Source organism: Pseudomonas pharyngis, assembly GCF_021602345.1.
Classification (GTDB): domain Bacteria; phylum Pseudomonadota; class Gammaproteobacteria; order Pseudomonadales; family Pseudomonadaceae; genus Aquipseudomonas; species Aquipseudomonas pharyngis.
On the sequence record NZ_BQID01000007.1, the window covers coordinates 80458 to 105407 of the forward strand.

The window sequence follows — 24950 nt, forward strand, 5'->3', positions numbered from 1 at the left end:
ACGCCCATGAACGCCCCACGTACACCGAAACCTGCGCGCAAGAAGCCTGACTCCGCCACCCCGGCCAAGCCCGTGGCGCCGCGTAAAGAGGCCAGCCTGCATCCGCGCAATCGCCATCAGGGTCGTTACGACTTCCCGGCGCTGATCAAGACCACGCCGGAACTGGCGAAGTTCGTGATCACCAACCCGTACGGCAAGGAAAGCATCGACTTCGCCAGTCCCGATGCAGTGCGTGTGTTCAACCGGGCGCTGCTCAAATCGTTCTACGGCATCCAGCATTGGGACATCCCGGCCGATTATCTGTGCCCACCGGTGCCGGGCCGTGCCGACTACATCCACTTCCTGGCTGACCTGCTGGCCAGCAACAACGACGGCGTGGTTCCGCGCGGCGCCATCGTCAATGTGCTGGATATCGGCATGGGCGCCAACTGCGTGTATCCGCTGATCGGTAACAGCGAATATCGCTGGCACTTCCTCGGCTCGGAGATCGATCCGACCGCCGTGGCCGCCGCCAAGGCTATCGTCCAGTCCAACGACCTGAACAAGGTCATCCAGCTGCGCCAGCAGGAGAACCGCAAGCACATCCTGATCGGCCTGCTGGAGCCAGGCGAGCGCTTTGACCTGACCATGTGCAACCCGCCGTTCCACGCCTCGATGGAAGAAGCCACCAAGGGCAGCGAGCGTAAGTGGCGAGCCCTGGGCAAGGCCGACCCGAAACGCAAACTGCCGGTACTGAACTTTGGCGGGCAGTCGGCCGAACTGTGGTGTGAAGGCGGCGAAGCGCGTTTCGTGACGCAACTGATCGCCGAAAGCGCGAACTTTGCGCACAAGGTGTTGTGGTTCAGCACCCTGGTATCGAAAGCTTCGAACCTGCCTGCCATCGAAACCGCGCTGAAGAAGGCCGGTGCGCTGGAAAGCCAGGTGGTGGAAATGTCCCAAGGGCAGAAACAGAGTCGCTTCGTCGCCTGGACCTTCCAGACCAAGTCCGAGCAGCAGATCTGGCGGCGCGAACGCTGGGTGCGCAAGAGCTGAATTCGTCCGCGCGATTCAGCAGTCACTGAATCGCAGACATAAAAAAACCGTGCCCGGATCGCTCCGGTGCACGGTTTTTTTTATCGCTGCGTCTTACTTGTTCACAGCGTCGGTCAGGCCTTTGGCCACAACCAGCTTGATTACTTTCTTGGCAGGGATTTCGATGGCAGCGCCAGTCGATGGGTTACGGCCAGTGCGGGCAGGACGCTCGGTCACTTTCAGCTTGCCGATACCTGGCAAAGTGATTTCGGCACCGTTTTCCAGCTGATCGGCAACGATTTGGCCCAGTTGGTCCAGAGCGGCACGCGCGGTGGTTTTCGGCGCGTCGATAGCTTCAGCGATGTCGGCGATCAGTTGGTCTTTAGTAAGAGCCATGTAGTGTTCCTTCCCTATCAAATTCATATGGATTGCAGAGTGCAGTGTCAGCCATCGAGCCCGATCTTCTGGATCTGGCACCCTCGGCGATAACCACGACGAGTCGGGGTTATAGATGCCGAAATCAAGGTTTGGTTCGACCTGACAAAAGCTGAATGCATGCTTGTCGCGGTGACTTCGCACAAGACCGGGCAAAACTAGCACAGAGACAAGGAAATATCCGCCTCTAGCTAGCCAAATGGTCAGGTTTATTGCGCTAAATCGGTAAATAAATGCATAAGGGCCGCCGGGTGACCCGGATTTGCCCTTCACCCCGCGCCAAATCCAGTGGTTGCGGTACACTGGGCGCTTTTTCGGGGGAGCCCGCCCTCCTCCCTTCCACCAGCCGAGAAGCCTATGCCGATCCGTCATTGCATCGTCCATTTGATCGACAAAAAACCCGACGGCACACCCGCAGTTCTGCACGCCCGTGACTCCGAACTGGCTGAGTCCGCAGCCATCGAGAACATGCTCGCCGATCTCAACGAGAGCTATAACGCCAAACAGGGCAAAGCCTGGGGGCTGTTCCATCCGGAGTCCGGTGCGTTTCCGTTCAGCGGCTGGCTGAAGGAATACATGGAAGGCGGCAAGGACTTCACCGCGTTCAGCAAGGTCGCGGTCGAGCACCTGCAAAAGCTGATGGAAGAATCGAACCTGTCGGTCGGCGGCCACGTGTTGTTCGCCCACTATCAGCAAGGCATGACCGATTACCTGGCCATCGCCCTGCTGCACCACAGCGAAGGCGTGGCGGTGACCGATGAACTGGATGTGACGCCTTCGCGCCACCTCGATCTCGGTCAACTGCATCTGGCGGCGCGGATCAACGTTTCCGAGTGGCAGAACAACAAGCAGTCCAAGCAATACATCTCGTTCATCAAGGGCAAGAACGGCAAGAAGGTTTCGGAGTACTTCCGCGACTTCATCGGCTGCCAGGAAGGGGTCGACGGCCCGGGCGAGACCCGCACCCTGCTCAAGGCCTTCAGCGACTTCGTCGAGAGCGAAGACCTGCCGGAAGATTCCGCCCGCGAGAAGACCAAGACCCTGGTCGACTATGCCAGCAGCCAGGCCAAGCTCGGCGAACCCATGGGGCTGGAAGAACTGTCTGAGCTGATCGACGAAGAACGCCCGAAGGCCTTCTACGATCACATCCGCAACAAGGATTACGGCCTGTCGCCGGAGATCCCGGCGGATAAGCGCACGCTCAATCAGTTCCGTCGCTTCACCGGTCGCGCCGAAGGCCTGTCGATCAGCTTTGAAGCGCACCTGCTGGGCTCGAAAATCGAGTACGACGAAGAAGCCGGGACCCTGGTCATCAAAGGCCTGCCGACCTCGCTCACCGATCAACTGAAGCGCCGCAACTGATGCTCGGCAATGTGCTGAAAAAGGTTCTGCTGGTTCTGCTGGTGGTCGTGGTCTATCAGAACTGGGGCAAGATCGAGCGGGTGTTCAACCCGTCGCAGATGGCGTCCGAGCAGGTTCGCGCCAACGCCAGGGTTGTGCTGTACGCCACAGACTGGTGCGGCTACTGCAAGCAGACCAAGCGCTTTCTCGATCAGAAAGGCATTGCGTTCAAGGAATTCGATATCGAGAAGGATACCGAGGCACGCAAGGCGTACGAAGCGCTGGGCGGGCGCGGGATCCCGCTGATCGACGTCAATGGCACGTTGATCCGCGGGTTTGATCCCGACGAGATTCTCGCTGCACTGAAATGAACGAGGGAGCCAATCGGCTCCCTCGGTTGTTTCAGCGTTTCTCGATCCGGAAACCGAAACGCGGGAAGTGCACATGCACCACTCCGCCGCGTTCGTCTTCACGGCGCAGGATCAGCTCCTCGCGACCGGCAAACACCAGCTCACCGGCCACCGGATCAACACCGTAGTCTGTCGCTGCGATCAGCACCTGTTGACCTGCCACGAACCCGTTCGGATCAGTGAACACCTCATCCGGCAACGCTACGGGCTTAGAGCTGCGCGCGATCTCCAGTGCTTCCTCCGAACTCATCTCGCTGGCCGCGCCATGGCCAAAACCGAGCACCCGACCCAGCCACGCCGACACTGCCGGATAAGCATCCACCAACGGCGCCGTCACGTGCGTGGCCTTGAGAAACCACAGTGGATGGGCCATGGCGAAGTCGGCAATCGAAGGCTCACCGAACAGGAAGTCACCGTCTTCACGCTGCAACTGTTGCTCCAGACGTGCCATGACAGTCGGCCAGTTGTGTTTGGCCTGCTCGGCCGACAGCCTGGTCGCGCTGCCACCACTGAACAGCCCGGCCCGATCGGCGAGGAACGCCTTGATCGCTTCCGGCGGCAACTTGCCGAAACGCACCGCCACCGATTCCGGCTGGAACACCAGGCTCACCGCATGCTGGAACACCACCGAATCGGCCCAGGCGGCGAAACTGGCGGCGATCATCTCCTGGCCTTCCGGGAAGAACGAAGGCTGGGCCTTTTCCTGCTCGAGGCGGCGGGCGATCAGCGCGGTGTCGCAGTAGATATCGGCGCCGATCTGCAGCACCGGGGTCTTGCGGTAGCCACCGGTCAGGGCAGTCAGGTCCGGTTTCGGCATCACCGGCGAGATGTGCACCGAGCGCCAGGACAAGCCCTTGAACCCCAACAGCAACCGGGCCTTTTCGGCGAATGGAGAGGTCGGGTAATGATGCAGAATCAACTCGGACATGCTCGGCTCCGCCGCACAGAAAGTGAGCCCGCAGCTTAGCGTGCAATTCGTTCGCAGCCTACGGATCCGGCTGATGGGAACTGATCAGTCAGGTTGATAAGGCACTAAAAAGCCGCCTCAGCCAAGGCTGAGACGGCTTTCCACATCAAGGACCTTACATCAGGTCATCGAAGTGATCTCGCAGGAACTCGTAAAAGCGAAACGCTTTGAACGACCTCCATACGAGGCTCAGAGTACGCAGCAAAAGCTTCATACGTTTTGGCCTCCGGTTGGGGGCCAAACCTCCAGCGTGCTTACCGGACCACGTACGCCTTCGGAATACACGCCAATGTACCCAATGAGGCGGCCGGTTGTGATCCCCCTGAAAAATCATTCCGGCACGGGAGCAACCCCATGTCAGAGGGCATGAAACCGTTACGTCGATCAGCCAGACCTCAAAGCTGCATTGGCATGCGAGCGGACGAATAGTAATCGGATTGCTATACCGTCATTTAAACAAATGAGCTCAAAATCGCATTCTCTGGAATGGGTGTTTCAAGGCTTGCCTGGTGACGTAAAGACGAATACTCTTGGCCTGCGCCAGTGTATCCAGTGAGATGCGGTAAACCCCGGCCGCAAACCGAGGTTTACAGAAAAAACCGCCTACAAGGGCGGTTTTTTCTTGCCTGTTGTTTATGCAACGTGCCGAATCTACGGAAGGGATATCTACAAGGTTCGAGGGCTTATTCAGTCAGGTCGATAAGACGCCACCAGACATTCCTTCGCACTCTTCCTGAGCTTCTTGATCAATCGCTCCTGGCGCAACGCATCACTTTTGTCGCGACAACGCTCGGTGTAGACCAGCGCCATCGCCGGGCTTGAGAGAAAGAACCGCGCGCCCTTGCCGCTCTGGTGCTTGGCAAAACGGCGCACGGGATCATCGCTGATCCCGCAGTACAGCGAGCCGTTGGCGGCGCGTACGAGGTAAACGAACCAGGACTTGCTCACTGGAACGTCGGCATCGAGAGGATTTTCGCTGAGGCTGGTCACGGGGCAATTCAGGCGTAAGGAAAACAGGCCGCGATCTTATCAGCGACTCGCCTGAAATGCCTTCAGCCCTTTCAGCGCCTGGGCGCGGACGGCGTTGCGCACCAGTGGCGTCCAGCCCAGCAGCAGGCCCTTGAAGCCCAGCGCCTGACGCGACCAGCGCCACAGATCGAAGTGGTCGTGGTGTTCGCAGATCTTGCCGTCGCGGAAGACGAAGCGTGCCTGGATGTCGTTGATCACAACGTTGCCGGTCTGGCTGAACAGGTAGGTCGCCACCCAGTGGGCGCCGCCGCTGCGTTCGTCGGCGCGGACGTTGTCGAAGGTCAGGGAGAAGTCCTTGGCGCGGGTGGTGAGCATGCGCCACATGTCGCCGGCATCGCGCCCGCGCAGCTCGCCGAAGGCCGGATCGCTGAACACTACGTCGTCGGTGTAGCAGGCGGCCATGGCCTCGGCGTCGAGGCGCTGGAAAGCCTGGTAGAAACGGGTGATCAGGGCGCTGTGGGCTTCTTCACTCATGGGCAATCTCCAGGAAATGTACAGATTGCCAGCACGATAATCCGCAAACGCCCGAAACACTATCGGCATTCGCATTCCGAATACCGACAATGTGTGCGCGTCAGACCTTTTCGCTTGTCACCTGCACGTACAGCGCGCGACCGGCACCGAGGCCGGCGAGGATCGCCCCGGCACCGATGATGCCGAAGATCCAGCCCACGGCGTTCCAGCCGCCGGTCCAGTCGTGCACCACGCCGACCGCGAATGGCCCCATCGACGCGAGGGTGTAGCCAAAGCCCTGGGACATGCTCGACAGGTTGGCCGCGACATGGGAATCCCGCGAGCGCAGCACGATCAGGGTCAGCGCCAGGCTGAACGTGCCGCCCTGCCCCAGGCCAAGGAGGATCGCCCAGCCCCAAAGGCCTTCGATCGGCGCGTACAGGCAACCGAACAGGCCGCCAAGGGTCAGCGCCATTACTACCACGATCGCCAGCCGCTGATCCTTGCCGCGGGTGGCCAGCCACGGTGCCGCCAGGGAGCTGGCGAGCTGGATGATCACCGAACCGGACAGCACCAGACCGGCCTGGGTTGGCGTCAGCCCGCGACCGATGAGGATCGACGGCAACCAGCCGAACACGATGTAGGCCAGCGACGATTGCAGGCCCATGTACAAGGTCACCTGCCAGGCCAGCGGATCCCGCAGCAGACCGCGTACCCGGTAGGCAACGTTGTGCGCACCGTGCTTCTGGCCGATTTGCGGCAGCCAGAACACTGCCGCGAGCAGTGCCGGAATCACCCAGAAGCCCAGGCCCATGGCCCAGCTATGGTTGAAGTGCTCACTCAGTGGCACGGTAGACCCCGCCGCCATCGCCGCACCCAGGCACAGGGCCATGGTGTAGACACCGGTCATGGTGCCGGCATGTTTGGCGAAGTCGCGTTTGACGATGCCCGGCAGCAACACGCCGATGATGCCGATGCTCGCGCCACCCAGCACGCTGCCGGCGAACAGACCGATCTCACCGAAATTGCTGCGCAGGATAATGCCGCCGGCCAGTGTCAGAAGAATCCCCAAGACCACCCGCTCGGCACCGAAACGCCGCGCGAGTATCGGGGCCAGCGGGGCGAACAGACCGAGGCAGAGCACCGGCAACGTCGTCAACAAACCCGCTTGAGCGGCGGACAAACCGAGGCTTTTCGACACCTCACTGAGCAGCGGCGCCATGCTCGACAGCGCCGGACGCAGGTTCAACGCCACCAGAATCAACCCCAGCAGCAACAGCCACGGACGCCGCACCAGCGGATGGCTTTGCTGCACTTGTTCGTCATCGGCTTCGGCATCGATCAACAACTCTTCGAGCTCGGCCTTGCGAACGGGTGCTGGGGAGACTTCTGGGCGGGACATGGTTTTCTCGGTTTCAAGGTTCATTGATCAACTGCCTCGACAGGGCTTTGGCCCGCTCCGGATCGCGCTGCTCGACGGCCTCAAGCAAGGCGACGTGCAAATCGAAGACTTCCTGTCGACGGGGGACGATGTTCAGGGTCTGGCGTAATTGCGCGCCGACGATGCTGGAAAAATAGCGATACAGCTCGCTGAGGGTCGGGTTGTGCGCGGCGTCCACCAGACGGCGGTGGAACACCAGATCGCAGGCGATGTAGCTGTCGAGGTCGCCATGGTAGTGACTGCCGGCGTGCCCCAGTGCCTCGCGCAGAGCCACAAGGTCGTCGTCGGTCCGGCGCATGGCCGCCAGGCCAATGGCCTCGACTTCAAGGATGTGCCGGGTTTCCCGAGCCTGATCCAGCGAGCATCTGGACAGCGCCTTGAGCGTATCCATCGGATCGACCACCGCCCGCAGGTAACTGCCGTCACCCTGACGGATTTCGATCAACCCGGAAAATGCCAGCACCCGCATCGCCTCGCGCACGGTGTTGCGGCTGATGCCGAGCTCGGCACACAGCTCGGGCTCGGTCGGCAAACGCTGACCGACCTGCCACGTGCCGTCGGTGATGCGTTGGCGCAACTGATCCAAGGCCTGATCGACCAGGGATCGCTTAATAAGTGGAGAAATGTCTGACATAGGATTCGCCCTTTCATCCAATCATGGGATGAATTTTCTGACATGTTAGTCAGCTCCGTGTAGGACAGCAACCACCTAGGGTCAGAGAGAGGCAAATGGAGCGGGATTTTCGATTAGTCAAAATTACCCTTTAAGGGTAATTTCAGGGACAGGGTTTTGGTTTCTTATGGAAAAGAACACACCCCATTACGACTTGGTGGTGATCAAGGCTGAGGTCAGGCGACGGGGAAGACAGGCATTCACCAAGAGCGCAGAAAAAACCGGACTGGATCTCGGCTTCAGCATCATAGAGATGCAAGAAATCGTTTTCGAACTGCAGAACAGGATGTTGTACAAGTCGATGACCACCTATGACGATCATCGAGTCTGGCAAGACGTTTATCACACGCACTCACACGATCTGGAGATTTACATCAAGGTGACATACCGCCCCGAAGGTGGCCCACCGGTAATCTCCTTCAAGGAGAAAAACCAATGAAGACCCGGCAATGTTTCAGCTGCGGTGCACGTGAGGGAATGACACATTTCGAGGGCCGCGGCGAAACCATCAGTGTCAAAGGCATGGAACGTCGTATCGATGACCTTGCTGGCTGGGAATGTCGCAAATGCGGTGAGGTCGAGTGGGACGCCGATACCGATAGTGCAGAACGCTACACGCAAGCCGGTGATGATCTGGTGATTGCTGCCCGACAAATGATCGGTAACGAGATGAAGCGCATCCGGCGCAAATTGCACCTGACGCAAAAAGAAACGGTGCAACTGCTTTCTGGTGGCGGACACAACGCATTTTCCCGCTATGAGCGCGGCGAAGTGCTTCCGCCGAAGGCGTTGATGCTGCTGATGCGCCTGCTCGATCGCTATCCGCACTTGCTCGCCGATGCGAAAGCCCTGGGTGAAGGGGCGGATCTGAGGAACGCCTTCAAGTTCACCGAGCACAAAGAACAAGAAGCTCTCACCGTTTCCTGACTCCCAAAAAACAAACCCGGCACAAGGCCGGGTTGGTTTTATTCATCAGATATCAATGCAGAATCTGACTCAGGAACAGCTTCGTCCGATCATTCTGCGGATTGTCGAAGAAGTCGTTCGGTGCCGCCTGCTCGACGATTTCGCCCTTGTCCATGAAGATCACGCGGTTGGCCACGGTGCGGGCGAAGCCCATTTCGTGGGTTACGCAGAGCATGGTCATACCGTCTTCGGCGAGGCCGATCATGGTGTCGAGTACTTCTTTCACCATCTCCGGGTCGAGTGCCGAGGTCGGTTCGTCGAACAGCATGATTTTCGGTTTCATGCACAGCGCGCGGGCGATCGCCACACGCTGCTGCTGACCGCCGGACAGTTGCCCCGGGTACTTGTGCGCCTGCTCCGGAATGCGTACGCGTTCCAGGTAATGCATGGCGATTTCCTCGGCCTTGCGCTTGGGCATCTTGCGTACCCACATCGGCGCCAGAGTGCAGTTCTGCAAAATGGTCAGGTGCGGGAACAGGTTGAAGTGCTGGAACACCATGCCGACTTCACGGCGGATCGCTTCGATCTGCTTGAGGTCGTTGGTCAGCTCCACGCCATCGACCACGATGCGGCCCTGCTGGTGCTCTTCCAGACGGTTGAGGCAGCGGATGGTGGTGGACTTGCCGGAACCCGACGGACCGCACAGCACGATACGCTCGCCCTGACGCACGTTGAGGTTGATGTCTTTCAGCACGTGGAACTGGCCGTACCACTTGTTCACGCCCTGCATCTGAATGATGCCTTCAGGGCCCACTGGCTTTTTGATTGCTTCGCTCATCGAAAAAACTCCTAACGCTTGTGGCCAGTGTCGAGCTTGCGTTCCAGATGCATGGAATAGCGCGACATACCAAAACAGAAAATCCAGAACACCAGGGCGGCGAACACGTAGCCTTCGGTGGCCATGCCCAGCCATTTCGGATCGGCAGCGGCTTGCTTGACGCTGTTGAGCAGGTCAAAGAGGCCGATGATGATCACCAGGCTGGTGTCCTTGAACAGCGCGATGAAGGTGTTGACGATGCCGGGAATCACCAGCTTCAGGGCTTGCGGCAGAATCACCAGGCCCATGGCGCGCCAGTAACCGAGGCCCATCGCGGCCGCGGCTTCGTACTGGCCCTTGGGGATCGCTTGCAGACCGCCGCGCACCACTTCGGCGACGTACGCCGACTGGAACAGGATCACGCCGATCAGCGCCCGCAGCAGCTTGTCGAAGTTCATGCCTTCGGGCAGGAACAGCGGCAGCATCACCGAGGACATGAACAGCACCGTGATCAACGGCACACCGCGCCAGAACTCGATGAAGGTCACGCAGACCACACGGATCGCCGGCATGTTCGAACGCCGGCCCAGCGCCAGGACAATCCCCAGCGGCAACGCACCGGCGATGCCGACAGTGGCGATCACCAGGGTCAGCATCAGACCGCCCCACTGGCTGGTCGCCACGGTGTCGAGGCCGAAGACGCCGCCATGCAGCAGGCACCAGGCAACGATCGGGTAGACCACCAGGAAGCTCAGGCCGTACACCGCCTTGTGCGCCACGCGCTTGATGAACAGCGGCGCCACGCCGATGACCGCCAGCCAGACCGTCAGGTCCACGCGCCAGCGCAGTTCCGGCGGGTAGTAGCCGTACATGAACTGGCCGAAACGCTGCTGGATGAAGACCCAGCAGGCGCCGTCCTTGGTGCAGTCGGCACGGGTGGTGCCGACCCAGTTGGCATCGATGATCGCCCAGCTGAGGATCGGCGGAATCACCAGATAGATCAGGTAGAACGCGAACAGGGTCAGCAGGGTGTTGAGCCAGCTGGAGAACATGTTCGCGCGGATCCACGCCATCGGGCCGAAGACCTTGGCCGGCGGTGGCATGTCGGGTTTGAAAGTATGAGTACTCATGCGCTATTCCTTACCGCTCGATCAGCGCGATGCGCTTGTTGTACCAGTTCATCAGCAGGGAAATGCTGATACTGATCGCCAGGTACACGCTCATGGTGATGGCAATGACTTCGATCGCCTGACCGGTCTGGTTCAACACGGTGCCGGCGAACAGCGAAACCATTTCCGGATAACCGATACCGGCCGCCAGCGAGGAGTTCTTCGCCAGGTTCAGGTATTGGCTGGTCAGCGGCGGGATGATGACCCGCAGCGCTTGCGGAATGATCACCTTGCGCAGGGTCGGGCCGTTGCGCAGGCCGAGCGAATGCGCCGCCTCGGTCTGGCCGTGGCTGACCGACTTGATGCCCGAACGCACGATCTCGGCGATGAACGCGGCGGTGTACACCGTCAGCGCCAGGGTCAAGGCCAGCAGTTCCGGAATCAGCACCCAGCCACCGACGAAATTGAAGCCCTGCAGTTTCGGCATTTCCCAGTGCACAGGTGCACCGAAGATCAGCGCGCACAGCGCCGGGATCACCAGGAACAGCGCCAGACCGGCCCAGAACTTGTGGAACGGCTCGCCGGTGGCTTCAAAGCGCTTGTTGGCCCAGCGGCTCATCAACACGATGGCGATGATGGCCACCACGATGCTGATCACGAACGCCCAGAAACCGTCGGCCATTTGCGCGGCCGGCATGTTCAGGCCACGGCTGCTGACGAAGAAGGTATCGCCGAAGTTGTGGCTGTTGCGCGGCCCCGGCATGGTCAGGAACACCGCGAAGTACCAGAACAGGATCTGCAGCAGTGGCGGGATGTTACGGAACACCTCCACGTACACCGTTGCCAGTTTGGCGATGATCCAGTTCTTCGACAGGCGCGCGACGCCGACGATGAAGCCGAGGATCGTGGCCAGGATCACGCCGATGAAGGTCACCAGCAGCGTGTTGAGCAGGCCGATGACAAACACCCGGGCATAACTGTCCGCTTCGGTGTAGGAGATCAGGTGTTGAGCGATGCCGAACCCGGCACTGCGCTCCAGAAAGTCGAACCCCGAAGTGATACCCCGGTGTTGCAGGTTGGTCTGGGTGTTATCGAACAGATACCAGCCCAGGGAGACCACCGCCACGATGGTGATGATCTGAAATACCCACGCACGCACTCGTGGATCGCTGAGGCTGAGCCTCTGCTTTGGTGCGCCGATTGAATTTTGCATGAAGTGCCCCGGAAATAATGGAACAGAACGTCACCCGGCAGTTGGCCTGCCGGGTGACAGAACCATCAGCGCACTGGTGGTGCGTATTGAATGCCGCCGTTGTTCCACAGCGCGTTCAGGCCGCGGTCGATTTCCAGCGGAGTGCTCTTGCCGAGGTTTTTCTCGAAGATTTCGCCGTAGTTGCCGACTTGCTTGACGATCTGAACGACCCAGTCCTTCGGCAGTTTCAGGTCTTTGCCGTATTCGCCGTCTGCGCCGAGCATACGAGCGACATCCGGGTTCTTGGTCGCTTTGGCTTCGGCTTCGACGTTCTTCGAAGAGATGCCCGCTTCTTCAGTGTTCAGCAGCGCGTAGCCAACCCAACGCACGATGGCCAGCCACTCGTCGTCGCCGTTACGCACGACCGGGCCCAGGGGTTCCTTGGAAATGGTTTCCGGCAGAACCACGTAGTCCTTCGGCGAAGCCAGCTTGCTGCGCTGGGCGAACAGCTGGGACTTGTCGGAGGTCAGCACGTCGCAACGACCGGATTCCAGCGACTTGGCGCTTTCATCGGAGGTGTCGAAAGTGATCGGGGTGTATTTCAGACCGTTGCCGCGGAAGTAGTCGGAAACGTTCAGCTCGGTGGTGGTACCGGCCTGGATGCAGATGGTTGCACCGTCCAGCTCTTTGGCACTCTTCACGCCCAGCTTGTTGTTTACCAGGAAGCCGATACCGTCGTAGTAGGTAATGAAGCCCGGGAATTTCAGGCCCATGCCCGCGTCACGGGAACTGGTCATGGTGGTGTTGCGCGACAGGATGTCGATCTCGCCCGACTGCAGCGCGGTGAAACGCTCCTTGGCGTTCAACTGACTGAACTTGACCTTGGTCGCATCGCCGAACACGGCAGCGGCCACGGCGCGGCAGACGTCAGCATCGATACCCACGATCTTGCCGGTGGAATCCGGAACCGAGAAACCTGGCAAGCCATCGCTGACGCCACATTGCACGAAACCTTTCTTCTTCACTGCATCCAGGGTTGCACCCGCCTGAGCGAACCCGCTGACACCCAGTACTGCAGCAGCAGTCACGATCGCCAGAGTGGATTTCAACATCTTCATTCAAACCTCCAGTTTTGCTCTTGTTGTGTCGGAGCTTGAGTCCAGTCGCACCCTTTTGAGGCGTTGTTGACCCGTGTTGGCTTTTTTTGGGGTCAACCGACGCAGGACCTTCGCTATGAGTCTAGTAGGAGACAATCCACATCATGGACAACTCACTTCTCACCAGTCGGCCGAACGGGCGGTAGCCCTTTCACGTTCGCTAAGCCCGTTGCGGCCATTGGCGAACATCCATCACCGGATTCGTTGCCATCCCGTCGCGGGTCATACACTGATAGTGTTACCGCCACGCGTAGGATGCTTCGTACAGAAACTTCCATAGCAAAGCCCGTACCACACCTGTCGCGGAATCGATTCGGCGACAGGTCAATAGCAAAACTTGTAACCTTGCGACATCTTCTTAACGGATCAACCGGACGCGCACTCGAACCACGCACTTAATGAGAGCGCCCGCACATTTTTGGAGCAGACATGACCGAGCCCTTGATTCTTCAGCCTGTTAAGCCCGCAGACGCCTGCGTGATCTGGCTGCACGGCCTCGGCGCCGACCGCTACGACTTTCTGCCGGTGGCCGAAGCGCTTCAGGAAAGCCTGCTGAGCACGCGTTTCGTCCTGCCCCAGGCGCCGACCCGTCCAGTGACGATAAATGGCGGATATGCCATGCCGAGCTGGTACGACATCAAGGCCATGAGCCCGGCCCGGGCGATCGACCGCGATGAGCTGGAAGCCTCCGCCGACCGCATCATCGAATTGATCGAAGAACAGCGAAGCAGCGGAATAGACGCCTCGCGAATTTTTCTTGCCGGTTTTTCCCAGGGTGGCGCCGTGGTCTATCACACCGCGTTTCTGAAATGGCAGGGGCCGTTGGGCGGGGTGCTGGCACTATCGACATACGCGCCGACGTTCAGCGATGAACTGGAGTTGTCCGCCAGCCAGCAGCGGATTCCGGTGCTGGCGCTGCACGGCCAGTTTGACAACGTGGTGCAGAACTCCATGGGACGCACGGCTTATGAGTATCTCAAGGCCCATGGTGTCACCGTGACATGGCAGGAATACCCAATGGAGCACGAAGTGTTACCCGAAGAAATTCGCGACATCGGCGCATGGTTGAGCGAACGCCTGCGCTGACAATTGCGACAGGGGTCGCCCTTTGATCATCCCACTACGCCGCGCCCGTTTCTTGCATTACACTGGCCGGCGTACATTCCTTAACCAATTGATGAGATGACCGTGCTCAAAGCACTCAAGAAAATGTTCGGTAAAAGCGAGGCTGAGCAGCTCGCGCCAGTCCCCACTGCGCCGTCGCACGCCCCCGGTCATCGCAACGATGCCAGCCAGGCCGACCGCCAGACGCCCAAACGCGAACCGAAACCCGCTCCAGCTGCCGCGCCCGCTACCGAGCCGGCCCGCAGCGAAACACCGAAACCGGCCAAACCACGTCGCGAACCCAAGCCCAAGGCGCCGGTGATTCCCTGGAAACTCGAAGACTTCGTCGTCGAGCCGCAGGAAGGCAAGACCCGCTTCCACGATTTCAAGCTCGCCCCGGAACTGATGCACGCCATCCACGACCTGGGTTTCCCGTATTGCACACCGATCCAGGCCCAGGTGCTGGGTTATACCCTCGCCGGCAAAGACGCCATCGGCCGCGCCCAGACCGGCACCGGCAAGACCGCCGCGTTCCTGATCTCGATCATCACCCAGCTGTTGCAGACCCCGCCGCCGAAAGAGCGCTACATGGGCGAGCCACGGGCGCTGATCATCGCGCCGACCCGCGAGCTGGTGGTGCAGATCGCCAAGGACGCCGCCGACCTGACCAAGTACACCGGCCTCAACGTCATGACGTTCGTCGGCGGGATGGACTTCGACAAGCAGCTCAAGCACCTCGAAGCGCGCCATTGCGACATCCTCGTCGCGACCCCGGGCCGCCTGCTTGACTTCAACCAGCGCGGTGACGTGCATCTGGACATGGTCGAAGTGATGGTGCTGGACGAAGCCGACCGCATGCTCGACATGGGCTTCATCCCGCAGGTCCGGCAGATCATTCGCCAGACCCCGCCGAAAAGCGAACGCCAGACTCTGCTGTTCTCCGCGACCTTCACCGATGACGTGATGAACCTCGCCAAGCAGTGGACCACCGATCCTGCGATCGTCGAAATCGAAGTCACCAACGTGGCCAACGAGAACGTCGAGCAGCACATCTACGCGGTGGCCGGTGCCGACAAATACAAACTGCTGTTCAACCTGGTCAACGACAACGGCTGGGAACGAGTGATCGTGTTCGCCAACCGCAAGGACGAAGTGCGCCGCATCGAGGAGCGCCTGGTGCGTGACGGCATCAACGCCGCGCAACTGTCCGGCGACGTGCCGCAGCACAAGCGGATCAAGACGCTCGAAGGCTTCCGCGAAGGCAAGATCCGGGTACTGGTTGCCACCGACGTGGCCGGTCGCGGCATCCACATCGACGGCATCAGCCACGTGATCAACTTCACCCTGCCGGAAGTCCCGGACGACTACGTGCACCGCATCGGCCGTACCGGTCGTGCTGGCGCCGACGGTGTGTCGATCAGCTTCGCCGGTGAAGACGACTCCTATCAGTTGCCGTCCATCGAAGAAAAACTCGGTCGCAAGATCAGCTGTGAAACGCCGCCGACCCATCTACTGCGGGCGGTTGAGCGCAAGCGTCCACAGTAAGCGACGCTATAAAGCGAAGCGCAGCCGGCAACGGACTGCGCTTTTTTTTCGCCCGGATATTGTTCAATAAAACCAAAAGTCCATAATGGACAAATTAGTTTATAAACTGCATCCGGAGTCCGACATGCCCAGTACGCCTAACGTGATCGACCAAACCCAGGCCCGCGAGCTGCTGGCCCGGATCGATGTGCCGCAGATCCTGCGCAAGCTGTTCCGCGATCTGGCGGCCGGGCATGCCGTGCAACCGGCGCAGCAACTGGTGGAATTTCCCCAGGGCGCCGGGGACTTCATCAACTATCTCGGCGTGCTGGCGGAAGACGGCGTGTACGGAGTCAAGACCTCGCCGTACATCGTTCGCGAACAAGGCCCGCTGGTGACGGCGTGGACATTGCTGATGTCGATGCACACCGGCCAGCCGCTGCTGCTCTGCGATGCCGGCGAACTGACCACCGCTCGAACCGCTGCGACCACCGCCGTGGCGGTCGATGCCCTCGCCTCGTTGAAGGCCGCGCGTCTGGCAATCATCGGCAGTGGCAAGGTCGCCCAGGCGCATCTGCATTACGTCAAAACCTTGCGCGACTGGCAGAGCATCAGTGTGTACTCGCCCACCTTAAGCGAAGACCCGGCAACCGCCCGCCAACTGCAAGCCCTCGATCCACGGGTGAACATCGCCGACAGCCGCGAAACCGCCATCGCCGGGGCCGACGTGATCATGCTCTGCACTTCGTCCGCAGGCCCGGTGATTGACCCGGCAACCTTGAGCAAACCGGCGCTGATCACCTCGATCAGCACCAACGCACCGCGCGCCCACGAAGTGCCGCCACAGAGCCTCAACGACATGCAGGTGTTCTGTGACTATCGTCTGACCACCCCGGGCTCGGCCGGCGAGATGCTGATCGCCAGCGAACAACATGGCTGGGACCACAGCGCGATCCTCGGTGACCTGGCGGATCTGCTCAGCGCAAAAGTGCAGCGTCCGGATTACAACCGTCACGTGTTTTTCCGCTCCATCGGTCTGGGCCTGGAAGACATCGCCCTGGCCAACGCCGTCTATCAACTGCAGCGCTGACACCGGAGATTTTCATGAGTCATGCAGATTTCATCATCATCGGCGGCGGGATTGCCGGCGCTTCCACCGGTTTCTGGCTGTCGCAGCACGGCAAGGTCGTGGTGCTGGAGCGCGAGTCGCACCCGGCCTATCACTCCACCGGGCGCTCGGCCGCATTGTTTACCGCCGCGTACGGCACGCCACAGGTTCGGGCGCTGACCCAGGCCAGCCGCGAATTCTTCGACCATCCGCCCAGCGGCTTCTGCGAGCACCCGCTGCTGACCCCGCGCGGCGAAATGACCGTGGATTTCACCGGCGACGCCGCCGAGCTGAACAATCAATACCTCAGCGCCAAGGCCACGGTGCCGCAGATGCAGTTGCTCAGCGCGGATGAAGCCTGCGCGCGGCTGCCGATCCTGCGCCGGGAGAAAGTCCATGGCGCGATCTACGACCCGACCGCCAGCGACATCGACACCGACGCCCTGCATCAGGGCTATCTGCGCGGTATCCGCCGCAACAACGGTCAGGTGCAGACCGATTGCGAAGTGCTCGGCCTGAGCCGCGATGCCAACGGTATCTGGCAAGTGCAGACCAACGGCCAGACCTTCAGCGCTCCCGTCGTGATCAACGCCGCCGGCGCCTGGGCCGACAAGATCGCTGCACTGGCCGGTGCCCGGCCGCTGGGCCTGCAACCGAAACGCCGGGCCGCGTTCATTTTCGCCGGCCCGGAGGGCGTCGACATCCATCATTGGCCGATGCTGGTCAGCCTCGACGAATCCTTCTATATGAAGCCCGACGCCGGCATGTTCCTCGGCTCGCCGGCCAACGCCGACCCGGTCGAACCCCACGACGTACAGCCCGAAGAACTGGACATTGCCATGGGCATTTACCAGATCGAGGAAGCGACGACCCTGACCATCCGCCGTCCGACCCGCACCTGGGCCGGCCTGCGCAGTTTCGTCGCTGACGGCGATTTGCTGTCCGGGTTCGATCCGCAGGTGCCGGGGCTGTTCTGGGTCGCGGCCCAGGGCGGTTACGGTATCCAGACTTCGCCGGCGATGGGCCAGGCCAGTGCGGCGCTGGTGCGTGGTGAATCGTTACCCGAACACCTTCAGCAATTCGGCCTGACCGCCGCCATGCTCGCCCCTGCCCGCCTGGCCTGACCGTCCACCCGGATGACGCGCCCGACGGATTGCGGCACACTCGCAACGCCCCCGGATCAAGGGGGCGTTGACGTTGCCTGGAGCTCCACAGTTATGACCGCCCCCGAACACACGCCCGAGCTGCATGACGCCGCGCTGGATAACTACCACGCCATCGCCGACGCCATTGCCACGCTGTTCTTTCCCCACGCCGAAGTGGTGTTGCACGACCTGCGCACGCAGAAGGTCGACTATATCGCCAACAATCTGTCGAAACGGGTGATCGGCGATGAGTCGTCGCTGGAAGACATGCTCAGCGAAGACGTCAGCGAACGGAACATCGGCCCGTACGAAAAGCTCAACTGGGATGGCCAGAAGATTCGCAGCCTGAGTACCGTGCTGCGCGACAGCGAAGGGCATCCGCTGGCGGTGCTGTGCATCAACCTGAATATTTCGCTGTTCGAAAATGCCAAAGCTGCGCTGGACCTGTTCCTCTCGCCGAGCAAACTGATCCCGCAACCGGACTCGCTGTTTCGCGATGACTGGCAGGAGCGGATCAACACCTTCCTGCACGCCTGGCTACGCGAGCGGCAACTGAGCCTGAACCTGCTGACCCGCGATCACAAACGCGAACTGGTGCTGGCGCTGCACGCCGAAGGGGCATTCAAGGGCAAGAGCGCCTCGAACTATGTGGCCAATGTGCTGAACATGGGGCGGGCGACGGTGTACAAGCATTTGAAGGAATTGAAGGGCTGAAGATTTTGCGGTGAATCTGACGGCCTCATCGCTGGCAAGCCAGCTCCCACAGGTTTTGTGTACACCGAAAATCTCTGTGGGAGCTGGCTTGCCAGCGATGGCGGACGATCAGTCGCCGTAGATGTCCGACTTGAAGTACTTCTCGGAAATCTTCTGGTATTCGCCACTGGCACGAATGCCGTCGATGGCACTGTTCAACTGGCTGACCAGTTCGGTATTGCCCTTGCGCACCGCAATCCCCGCGCCCTCGCCCACATACTTCGGATCCTTCAGCTCAGGCCCGACAAAGGCGTAACCCTTGCCGCGCGGCATCGACAGGAAGTCGTTCAGCGGGATGGTGTCGGCGAAGATTGCGTCGAGACGCCCCGCCGCCAGGTCCATGTAGATTTCTTCGTTGTTGCCATAGCGTTTGACGTTGATGCCCTTGGGCTCGAACACCTCGGTGGCGTAACGGTCGGTGGTGGTTGCACGCTGCACGCCGACGGTCTTGCCTTTGAGGCTGGCGTACTGGTCATCGACGCTCGCGCCTTCCTTCATCACCAGCCGCGACGAGGTGAAATAGTACTTGTGGGTGAAGTCCACCGACTTCTTGCGGTCTTCGTTGATGGTCATGGACGACAGCGCCATGTCGATTTTCTTCACTTTCAGGGAAGGAATCAGACCGTCGAACTCGCCCTCGACCCACACGCACTTGACCTGCATCTGCGCGCACAGGGCATTGCCGATGTCGTAGTCGAACCCGACGATCTCACCCTTGTCGGTTTTCGAAGCGAAGGGCGGATACGCCGCTTCGATACCGATGCGCAGGGTTTTCTCGGCGGCGAACGCGCTGCTGCAGGCCAACAGGCTCAATGCCAGACCGGTGATGAGGGGAAATTTCTTCATGTTCGTTCTCTCGCGGGTTGTTGTTGGTTTGGCAAGACAGAAGAAAGAGCTGAAACAGGGAAAATCTTTATTTGTACTTGTAAATCCATACTGGACTTCTACGTACAAACCGTCAATCAGGCAAACGGGATTGCATTCGGCCGGTGGTCGGGACGAAACATTTGGAGTAGCGGTGTAGCAGATGGCGCCATCGCGAGCAGGCTCGCTCCCACAGGGGAATGCATTCCGAAGTGGGAGCGAGCCTGCTGGCGATGACTGAATGAAGGGCGCTGCGGGGTTTACTGCTTCCAGCGATCCGCCGCCGCATGATCGCTGTCACGGCCTTCGACCCAGCGCGGGCCGTCGCTGGTGTTCTCTTTCTTCCAGAACGGTGCGCGGGTTTTCAGGTAATCCATGACGAAGGCGCAGGCGTCGAACGCCGCCTGGCGGTGGGCGCTGGCGGCGGCGACAAACACGATCGGCTCGCCCGGTTCCAGCGCGCCGATGCGGTGCAGCACTTCCAGCTTCAACAACGGCCAACGCTGCTCGGCCTCCAAGGCAATCTTGCCGAGGGCCTTTTCGGTCATGCCCGGATAGTGTTCGAGGAACATTCCGGCGACATCGAGGCCATCGTTGAAGTCGCGCACGTAGCCGACAAAACTCACCACCGCGCCGACGCCGACGTTGGCCGCGTGCATCGCGTTGACTTCGGCACCCGGATCGAACGGTTCGGACTGCACCCGAATGTGCATGGCTCAGCCTCCGGTCACGGTGGGAAAAAACGCCACTTCGTCGCCGTCCACCACCGGTTCGTCGAGCTGGCAGAGGTCTTCGTTGCGCGCGCACATCAGGTTCTGCTCGCTCAGCACCTCGGCGCCCTCTCGCTGCGCCAGCAACGCACGAACGTCATCGACAGTGGCGAAATCACCCTCGACCTCCACCGAATCCACGCCCAGCGCCTCGCGGTAACGGGCAAAAAACTTCACGGTCAGGTTCATGGCTGCTCCGCCTGGAAATGCCCGCTCTTGCCGCCGACCTTCTCCAGCAGACGCACGCTTTCGATGGTCATGCCACGGTCCACGGCCTTGCACATGTCGTAGATCGTCAGCGCGGCGACGCTGGCGGCGGTCAGTGCTTCCATCTCGACGCCGGTCTGCCCGGACAGTTTGCAGCGAGCCACGATGCGTACCGTGTCATCGCCTTCGGCGCTGAGTTCCACCTTGACGCCGGTCAGCATCAACGGATGGCACAGGGGAATCAGATCACTGGTTTTCTTCGCCGCCTGAATGCCGGCAATGCGCGCCACGGCGAACACGTCGCCCTTGGGATGGCCGCCGCTGACAATCATCTGCAGGGTATCGGGCAGCATGCGCACCAGCGCTTGGGCCGTCGCCTCACGGAACGTCACGGCTTTTTCGGTGACGTCGACCATGTTGGCGCGACCTTGGGAATCGAGATGAGTCAGCACGGGATTACTCCTGATCAGGAGCGCCGATTGTAAACCTGGGGGTCAGAATTGCGCACATAAAAAACCGGGCGACTTTTTGCAGTCGCCCGGTTCGGTTTGACGGTTACAGATGCGATTCGGCGTATTCGGCCAGGATCGAGCGAGGCACCCCTTGCAGGGTGATGTGCACACCGTTGGGGAAATCCTTGAAACGTTCGGTCAGGTAGGTCAGCCCGGAGCTGGTCGCGGACAGGTAAGGGGTGTCGATCTGTGCCAGGTTGCCCAGGCACACCACTTTGGAACCGGCGCCGGCCCGGGTGATGATGGTTTTCATCTGGTGCGGCGTGAGGTTCTGGCATTCGTCGATCAGGATCAGGCTCTGCTGGAAGCTGCGACCGCGAATGTAGTTGAGCGATTTGAACTGCAACGGCACTTTGCTGAGGATGTAGTCGACGCTGCCATGGGTGTTTTCGTCATCCATGTGCAAGGCTTCGAGGTTGTCGGTGATGGCGCCGAGCCAAGGCTCCATTTTTTCCGCCTCGGTGCCGGGCAGGAAGCCGATTTCCTGGTCCAGGCCCTGCACGCTGCGGGTGGCGATGATGCGGCGATAACGCTTGCTGACCATGGTCTGCTCGATCGCAGCGGCCAGCGCCAGAATGGTTTTACCCGAGCCGGCGGCGCCGGACAGGTTGACCAGGTGAATGTCCGGATCCAGCAGCGCGTACAGCGCCAGGCTCTGATAGATGTCCCGTGGCTTGAGGCCCCAGGCTTCCTGGTGCAGCAGCGGTTCCTGGTGCAGGTCGAGGATCAGCAGCTTGTCCTCTTCGATCTCCTTGATCCAGCCGACGAAGCCCTGCTCATCGATGATGAACTCGTTGATGTGCACGGCAGGCAGGTTGTCGATCAGCTGCACCTGATGCCAGGTGCGACCGTGGTCCTGACGGGTTTCGACCTTGCTCACGCGGTCCCAGAAAGAGCCGGTCATGTTGTGATAGCCGTTGGGCAGCAGGGACACGTCGTCGACCAGTTGGTCGGTGCTGTAGTCCTCGGCGTCGATCCCGCAGGCGCGCGCCTTGAGGCGCATGTTGATGTCTTTGGTGACCAGCACCACCGGTTTGCTCGGTTCGCGGGTGTGCAGGTCGATCAGCTGGTTGATGATTTTGTTGTCGTTCAGATGCTCGGGCAGAATCAAGTTCGATTCGGCCTGCTTGCTCATCAGAATCGACAGCAAGCCCTTCGGACCGCCCTTGCCGCGCTGGATCGGCACGCCCTGTTCGACGTCATCGGGTGAGGCATCGCCCAGGGTCTTGTCGATCAGCCGGATCGCCTGACGGCATTCGGCGGCCACGCTGTGATGCCCGCTCTTGAGCTTGTCCAGCTCTTCAAGCACGGTCATCGGGATCGCGACGTGGTGTTCTTCAAAATTCAGCAGGGCGTTCGGATCGTGAATCAGTACGTTGGTATCGAGTACATAAAGGATTGGCTGGTTGGAGGAAGGGCTACGTCCGTGATCATCCATACTCGGTCACCTTTGTGGGAGCCATTCGACGCAATACCTCGGCGGTGCTGCGCCTCGAAGTGACTGCCGAATCCACCTGCACAGCTTTTGTCGGGATAGCAGGTGAACCGCACACAAAATGGGTCTTGGAAGACGCCACCTGTGTTGCAGGTTTCGGCGGTCTGACTTCGTAATACTCCAAAACCCGTGACAGAAAAAAGCACTTTGACGCTTTTTTGAAGTTTATTTTGCAAAGTGACGAAAAGCCCTTGGCGGACTGCCCTGCCCCCGTTAGAGTCGGAAGTCCGCCTGCATCGAATTCTGCAAAAAATTCACCCCAAGCCCAATGTTTCCGGGCTCTTGCCGTTTTTCAGCGAAACGCGTCCTGACAGTCTTCCCAGCCGATGCCGCTTTGCGCGGTTTGCGTGATCAGCCACGGCAACGCAGTCTTCACTGCATCCTGCTTCATGTTGAAATTGATCACCCCGTGCCGCCACAACAGCATCAGGGTCAGGACCCGTTGCGCACTCTGGCTGCCCTTGAGCTTGCCGGCGCCGTCCTGGGCATCGATGTCCCACAGCGCCACTTGCAGACCCTGACTGTTGAAGAACCCCCGGGCATCGCTGCGACGCTGGCCTTCCGGTGGACGGAACAGCGGCACGTAGTTTTCCGGCAGTTTGTTGCGGACCAGGTCGGCACTGCGCCGCACCGAATCCTGCCAGTCCTGCCAGTGGCTGTGGGACCTGAATTCCCAGCCCTGCACGCCGACGCACTGCTGCGAAAATGCCGCTTGCAGGCTGCTGACGGAACGCTCGGCCAACCGCGCCTGAACATCCTTGCCCAACATGAAGAAGGTGCCGCTCAGGTTCGACTTGCGCAGGTACTCGGTGAGCCAGTCAGTGTTGTCCGGTTGCAGGTTGGCGGCGCTGTCGAAACTCAGCAGAAACAGGCGATCGTGCATGTCGTCGCCGTTGCGCTCGTAGTCACCGAAATGATCGATTTCGCTGCTGGTCTGCGGTGACAGCGCCGCCTTGCGCATCAGTTCATCGAGGTATTGCAGGTGGAAGATCCGGCTCGGCTCGGCCCATTTGGTGTAATAGCTTTCGTCGCTGACCACGAATTTGGCGGCCTGCTCGCGCAGGGTCGGCAGGTCTTCGACGAGGAAGCAGAAGGAGGCGTCCTGATCGCAGCTTTGCTGGGCGAAGTTGTAGTTGGCGAGCAGGCGCTGCCACAGGCGCTCGCGCAGACTGTTGATCGCATCCAGATTGACCGTGCGCAGCCCCAGACGCTGGGCCAGCGCCGCCTCGTCCAGCGCTTCGGTACCGAGCAGGCCCCGGGCGAACATCAGGATTTCCGCCCGCGAGGCGACATCGAACAGCGTCGGGTTGTCGAGCTTTTCCGGCCAGGTGCTGCGATCCAGCGTCGCGATATCGCCCGGCGCCGCAACGGCACCGACGCTCAACAGCCACGCGGTGAATAAAAGAACAATGCGCAAAGGGTGTCTCCATAACAAAACCCGCGCCGCACTATAGCCGATCCACAACCAAATCCCGCAGCCACACACTTGTGGGAGCGAGCCTGCTCGCGATGGCGGTGCATCTGACGACAATTGCGGTGACTGACACTCACCATCGCGAGCAGGCTCGCTCCCACAAAGGGTTGCAACACACCGCCGATCACCTATGGACCTGATAGCTGGAGTGATCCGTCCCAACCCCCTAGAATCGCCCCCACGATTAAAGGAGACAACTTCATGCTGATGGTGATTTCCCCCGCCAAGACACTCGATTACGAAACACCGCCGGCGACCCAGCGCTTCACTCAGCCGCAATACCTCGACCATTCCCAGGAACTGATCCAGCAACTGCGCGAACTGAGCCCGGCGCAGATCAGCGAACTGATGCTCGTGTCCGACAAGATCGGCGGCCTCAACGCCGCGCGCTTCGGCAGCTGGACACCAGCGTTCACGCCGGAAAACGCCAAGCAGGCGCTGCTCGCGTTCAAGGGTGACGTCTACACCGGTCTCGACGCCCAGTCGTTCAGCGAAGCCGATTTCGACTACGCGCAACAGCACCTGCGCATGCTTTCCGGCCTCTACGGCCTGCTGCGCCCGCTCGACCTGATGCAGCCGTATCGCCTGGAAATGGGCACCAAACTGGCCAACGCCCGAGGCAAGGACCTGTACGCCTTCTGGGGCACGCGCATCAGCGAATGGCTGAACGAAGCACTGGCCGATCAGGGCGACGACGTGCTGCTCAACCTCGCGTCCAACGAATACTTTTCGGCGGTGAAACGCACAGCCCTGAACGCGCGGATCATCAACACCGAGTTCAAGGACCTGAAGAACGGCCAGTACAAGATCATCAGCTTCTACGCGAAAAAGGCCCGAGGCCTGATGAGCCGTTTCGTGATCCAGGAAAAAATCAACGATCCGGCCCTGCTCAAACAGTTCGATGTGCAGGGTTATCGCTACAGCGCCGAGCAATCGAAACCGGATAATCTGGTGTTTCTACGCGATCACGCCCCCGAATAAAGCATGCCTAATGCACGACTCTTTATATGAAGAGTCGTGCAGCTCGCACGATGTCAAAAATCCCTCGCCCTA

General features: G+C 60.3%; 27 protein-coding genes. 11 read left to right on the forward strand and 16 right to left on the reverse strand.

What is annotated here, in order from left to right:
• Nucleotides 1-6 precede the first annotated feature (6 nt).
• The gene (gene rlmF, locus L6D74_RS15825; protein ID WP_236189742.1) at nt 7-1032 is read left to right on the forward strand and encodes a 23S rRNA (adenine(1618)-N(6))-methyltransferase RlmF; all 1026 of its coding nucleotides are present in this window, start codon (nt 7-9) and stop codon (nt 1030-1032) included.
• Nucleotides 1033-1125: 93 nt separating this feature from the next.
• On the opposite strand, the gene L6D74_RS15830 is transcribed toward rlmF, so the two are convergent.
• The gene (locus L6D74_RS15830; protein ID WP_007957357.1) at nt 1126-1407 is read right to left on the reverse strand and encodes an HU family DNA-binding protein; all 282 of its coding nucleotides are present in this window, start codon (nt 1405-1407) and stop codon (nt 1126-1128) included.
• Nucleotides 1408-1803: 396 nt separating this feature from the next.
• Here L6D74_RS15830 and yejK point away from each other — a divergent pair, with 396 nt between their 5' ends.
• Nucleotides 1804-2808, forward strand: coding sequence for a nucleoid-associated protein YejK (yejK, locus tag L6D74_RS15835; protein WP_039769496.1), 1005 nt, complete (start codon nt 1804-1806; stop codon nt 2806-2808).
• A complete protein-coding gene (locus L6D74_RS15840; RefSeq protein ID WP_236189743.1) occupies nt 2808-3158 on the forward strand; it encodes a glutaredoxin family protein in 351 nt (116 codons plus the stop codon). Before yejK ends, L6D74_RS15840 begins: the two co-directional genes overlap by 1 nt.
• A 31-nt stretch (nt 3159-3189) precedes the next feature.
• Here the strand turns inward: L6D74_RS15840 and L6D74_RS15845 are convergent, their stop codons facing one another.
• From L6D74_RS15845 to L6D74_RS15865, 5 genes are all read right to left on the reverse strand, one after another.
• The gene (locus tag L6D74_RS15845) at nt 3190-4125 is read right to left on the reverse strand and encodes a glutathione S-transferase family protein (protein ID WP_064593563.1); all 936 of its coding nucleotides are present in this window, start codon (nt 4123-4125) and stop codon (nt 3190-3192) included.
• 726 nt (nt 4126-4851) lie between these two features.
• The gene (locus L6D74_RS15850; protein ID WP_085647749.1) at nt 4852-5154 is read right to left on the reverse strand and encodes a GIY-YIG nuclease family protein; all 303 of its coding nucleotides are present in this window, start codon (nt 5152-5154) and stop codon (nt 4852-4854) included.
• A gap of 39 nt (nt 5155-5193) precedes the next feature.
• On the reverse strand, nt 5194-5667 hold the full coding sequence (locus L6D74_RS15855) for a nuclear transport factor 2 family protein (protein ID WP_064593559.1): 474 nt from the start codon (nt 5665-5667) through the stop codon (nt 5194-5196).
• A gap of 100 nt (nt 5668-5767) precedes the next feature.
• Nucleotides 5768-7072: a CynX/NimT family MFS transporter gene (locus L6D74_RS15860; protein WP_236189744.1), complete on the reverse strand. Its 1305-nt coding sequence runs from the start codon at nt 7070-7072 to the stop codon at nt 5768-5770.
• Nucleotides 7062-7721, reverse strand: coding sequence for a FadR/GntR family transcriptional regulator (locus L6D74_RS15865; protein WP_236189745.1), 660 nt, complete (start codon nt 7719-7721; stop codon nt 7062-7064). Before L6D74_RS15865 ends, L6D74_RS15860 begins: the two co-directional genes overlap by 11 nt.
• A 166-nt stretch (nt 7722-7887) precedes the next feature.
• Here L6D74_RS15865 and L6D74_RS15870 point away from each other — a divergent pair, with 166 nt between their 5' ends.
• Nucleotides 7888-8199 carry a type II toxin-antitoxin system MqsR family toxin gene (locus tag L6D74_RS15870; RefSeq protein ID WP_074691191.1) on the forward strand — a complete coding sequence of 104 codons (312 nt, stop codon included), beginning with the start codon at nt 7888-7890 and terminating at the stop codon, nt 8197-8199.
• Nucleotides 8196-8687, forward strand: a complete 492-nt coding sequence (locus L6D74_RS15875; protein ID WP_064593552.1) for a type II TA system antitoxin MqsA family protein — start codon at nt 8196-8198, stop codon at nt 8685-8687. The genes L6D74_RS15870 and L6D74_RS15875 overlap by 4 nt, the downstream gene beginning before the upstream one ends.
• Nucleotides 8688-8739: 52 nt before the next feature.
• On the opposite strand, the gene L6D74_RS15880 is transcribed toward L6D74_RS15875, so the two are convergent.
• The 4 genes from L6D74_RS15880 to L6D74_RS15895 all read right to left on the reverse strand — a co-directional run bounded on the left by L6D74_RS15880 (nt 8740) and on the right by L6D74_RS15895 (nt 12902).
• A complete protein-coding gene (locus L6D74_RS15880; protein ID WP_007957337.1) occupies nt 8740-9504 on the reverse strand; it encodes an amino acid ABC transporter ATP-binding protein in 765 nt (254 codons plus the stop codon).
• A gap of 11 nt (nt 9505-9515) precedes the next feature.
• On the reverse strand, nt 9516-10613 hold the full coding sequence (locus L6D74_RS15885; protein ID WP_007957335.1) for an amino acid ABC transporter permease: 1098 nt from the start codon (nt 10611-10613) through the stop codon (nt 9516-9518).
• Between the two features lie 10 nt (nt 10614-10623).
• Entirely contained in the window at nt 10624-11805 is a 1182-nt protein-coding gene (locus L6D74_RS15890; RefSeq protein WP_085611412.1) for an amino acid ABC transporter permease, read from the reverse strand.
• Nucleotides 11806-11870: 65 nt separating this feature from the next.
• Nucleotides 11871-12902, reverse strand: a complete 1032-nt coding sequence (locus tag L6D74_RS15895) for an amino acid ABC transporter substrate-binding protein (protein ID WP_007957332.1) — start codon at nt 12900-12902, stop codon at nt 11871-11873.
• A gap of 468 nt (nt 12903-13370) precedes the next feature.
• Here L6D74_RS15895 and L6D74_RS15900 point away from each other — a divergent pair, with 468 nt between their 5' ends.
• From L6D74_RS15900 to L6D74_RS15920, 5 genes are all read left to right on the forward strand, one after another.
• Complete coding sequence (locus L6D74_RS15900) at nt 13371-14027, forward strand: alpha/beta hydrolase (protein WP_064593550.1); 657 nt, start codon at nt 13371-13373, stop codon at nt 14025-14027.
• A 96-nt stretch (nt 14028-14123) separates the two neighbouring features.
• Nucleotides 14124-15590 (forward strand): ATP-dependent RNA helicase RhlB, encoded by a 1467-nt coding sequence (rhlB, locus tag L6D74_RS15905; protein ID WP_064593549.1) that lies wholly within the window; start codon nt 14124-14126, stop codon nt 15588-15590.
• A gap of 124 nt (nt 15591-15714) precedes the next feature.
• Entirely contained in the window at nt 15715-16659 is a 945-nt protein-coding gene (locus L6D74_RS15910; protein ID WP_236189747.1) for an ornithine cyclodeaminase family protein, read from the forward strand.
• A gap of 14 nt (nt 16660-16673) precedes the next feature.
• The gene (locus L6D74_RS15915; RefSeq protein WP_085647742.1) at nt 16674-17801 is read left to right on the forward strand and encodes an NAD(P)/FAD-dependent oxidoreductase; all 1128 of its coding nucleotides are present in this window, start codon (nt 16674-16676) and stop codon (nt 17799-17801) included.
• A 93-nt stretch (nt 17802-17894) separates the two neighbouring features.
• A complete protein-coding gene (locus L6D74_RS15920) occupies nt 17895-18536 on the forward strand; it encodes a helix-turn-helix transcriptional regulator (RefSeq protein ID WP_064593544.1) in 642 nt (213 codons plus the stop codon).
• 108 nt (nt 18537-18644) lie between these two features.
• Here the strand turns inward: L6D74_RS15920 and L6D74_RS15925 are convergent, their stop codons facing one another.
• From L6D74_RS15925 to L6D74_RS15950, 6 genes are all read right to left on the reverse strand, one after another.
• On the reverse strand, nt 18645-19421 hold the full coding sequence (locus L6D74_RS15925; protein WP_064382451.1) for an ABC transporter substrate-binding protein: 777 nt from the start codon (nt 19419-19421) through the stop codon (nt 18645-18647).
• 278 nt (nt 19422-19699) lie between these two features.
• Nucleotides 19700-20152: a molybdopterin synthase catalytic subunit MoaE gene (moaE, locus tag L6D74_RS15930; RefSeq protein ID WP_236189748.1), complete on the reverse strand. Its 453-nt coding sequence runs from the start codon at nt 20150-20152 to the stop codon at nt 19700-19702.
• A 3-nt stretch (nt 20153-20155) separates the two neighbouring features.
• Nucleotides 20156-20398 carry a molybdopterin converting factor subunit 1 gene (gene moaD / locus L6D74_RS15935; RefSeq protein ID WP_064593540.1) on the reverse strand — a complete coding sequence of 81 codons (243 nt, stop codon included), beginning with the start codon at nt 20396-20398 and terminating at the stop codon, nt 20156-20158.
• Nucleotides 20395-20868, reverse strand: a complete 474-nt coding sequence (gene moaC, locus L6D74_RS15940; RefSeq protein WP_064382454.1) for a cyclic pyranopterin monophosphate synthase MoaC — start codon at nt 20866-20868, stop codon at nt 20395-20397. The genes moaD and moaC overlap by 4 nt, the downstream gene beginning before the upstream one ends.
• Before the next feature lie 103 nt (nt 20869-20971).
• Nucleotides 20972-22366 (reverse strand): PhoH family protein, encoded by a 1395-nt coding sequence (locus L6D74_RS15945; protein ID WP_011332563.1) that lies wholly within the window; start codon nt 22364-22366, stop codon nt 20972-20974.
• 349 nt (nt 22367-22715) lie between these two features.
• Nucleotides 22716-23840, reverse strand: coding sequence for a polysaccharide deacetylase family protein (locus tag L6D74_RS15950; protein ID WP_236189750.1), 1125 nt, complete (start codon nt 23838-23840; stop codon nt 22716-22718).
• 258 nt (nt 23841-24098) lie between these two features.
• Between L6D74_RS15950 and yaaA the strand changes: the two genes are divergently transcribed.
• Nucleotides 24099-24878, forward strand: a complete 780-nt coding sequence (gene yaaA, locus L6D74_RS15955; RefSeq protein ID WP_236189753.1) for a peroxide stress protein YaaA — start codon at nt 24099-24101, stop codon at nt 24876-24878.
• Nucleotides 24879-24950: the final 72 nt, after the last annotated feature.